This is a genomic window from Helicobacter pylori SA37A, from assembly GCF_000476015.1.
Classification (GTDB): domain Bacteria; phylum Campylobacterota; class Campylobacteria; order Campylobacterales; family Helicobacteraceae; genus Helicobacter; species Helicobacter pylori_DB.
This window is the reverse complement of sequence record NZ_CBOO010000040.1, coordinates 1-1,412: the sequence shown is the minus strand read 5'-3', so window position 1 is coordinate 1,412 and position 1,412 is coordinate 1. Positions and strand designations below refer to the sequence as shown.

Annotated in this window: 3 protein-coding genes; all 3 read left to right on the top strand. The window is 32.0% G+C overall.

The window, feature by feature from the left end:
* Positions 1 to 783: serine/threonine-protein kinase CtkA (gene ctkA / locus QT76_RS07795; RefSeq protein ID WP_033617296.1), on the top strand; the 783-nt coding region annotated here is incomplete at its 5' end.
* A gap of 76 nt (positions 784 to 859) precedes the next feature.
* Complete coding sequence (locus QT76_RS07790) at positions 860 to 1,111, top strand: hypothetical protein (RefSeq protein WP_000006537.1); 252 nt, start codon at positions 860 to 862, stop codon at positions 1,109 to 1,111.
* Positions 1,083 to 1,412, top strand: a 330-nt coding sequence (locus QT76_RS07785) for a nucleotidyl transferase AbiEii/AbiGii toxin family protein (RefSeq protein WP_033617295.1), incomplete at its 3' end; no start/stop codon positions are given. The genes QT76_RS07790 and QT76_RS07785, both read left to right, overlap by 29 nt.

Genomic DNA, 1,412 nt, shown 5'->3' with positions numbered 1-1,412 from the left:
AGCTTAGGCTTAAAGGTTCAAGAAACATTGCTAGGCACTTATAAAAATAAAATCGTGGTTGCTTGTAAAGATTTTACCACCCATCAATACGAGCTTGTAGATTTTCTAAGTCTAAAAAATACTATGATTGAATTAGAAAAATCAGGCAAAGACACTAATTTGAATGATGTGCTTTATGCCATAGATAATCAGCATTTTATTGAGCCAAAAGTTTTAAAATGTTTCTTTTGGGATATGTTTGTAGCAGATACATTGCTAGGTAATTTTGATAGGCATAATGGTAATTGGGGGTTCTTAAGAGTCTCAAATTCAAAAGAATATCAAATAGCTCCCATTTTTGATTGTGGCTCTTGTCTATACCCCCAAGCTGATGATGTGGTATGCCAAAAAGTTTTAAGTAATATTGATGAACTCAATGCAAGGATTTATAATTTCCCCCAATCTATCTTAAAAGATGACAACGATAAAAAAATTAACTACTATGATTTCTTAACTCAAACCAATAATAAAGATTGCCTTGATGCACTACTTAGGATATACCCACGCATAGATATGAATAAAATCCATTCAATTATTGATAACACACCCTTTATGAGCGAAATACACAAAGAATTTTTACATACAATGCTTGATAAAAGAAAATCAAAGATTATAGATGTAGCACACACTAGAGCTATTGAGTTATCCTTACAACACCAACAAGCTCACTCAAACCCTTATGACAATACCGATAATTTAGACAATTCCAATGAGTACACTCCCACACCTAAGCGTAGGCGATAAATAATCATTATAAGTCAAACTAAAACCAACACAAAATTTGCTAAACTACAATCAAATCAATTTAGGGAGGATAAAAATGTCATTTGCCCCTATGTTATTAGCTACAATCAATAACTCTATTGGCAATAAAGATAAGCATGTGAGTTTAGAGTATCTTATAGGGCTTTTTATGGATAAAAAAACAACTAATCTAAGCAATACTGACAAGTATATTATAGGCACAATTCAAACAGAGGCACTAGAGCAAGAAATAGAATGGTTTTCACAAGACTATCACATTCCTATGGAGAATATTTTACATGTCCTTTCTATCAATCCCTATCAATGAAAAGAGCCTTAGTTTTATCAAAAACAACTTTCAAGCTCAAATTCAAGCCCTAGAACAATTTTATCCCATTATTAAAAATGCTTTGAATTTAGGGCTTAATCCTAGTAGTATTAAGTTTGGAGGAGGCACAGCTTTGAGCATGTATTACTTCCAGCATAGATTAAGCTTTGATATTGATTTGTTTGTCAATGATGCTCAATGTTTGGGATTTTTTAGCCCTAAATTATGGATAGATAATTGCAGTCATTTTGATAGCACAAGATACATAGACCAACATAATCATATAGGCGTAACGAATAAA

What these genes read in the sequence shown, in the direction of transcription:
- QT76_RS07790 (WP_000006537.1), top strand. Translation starts at nt 860, where the DNA reads ATGTCATTTGCCCCTATGTTATTAGCTACAATCAATAACTCTATTGGC.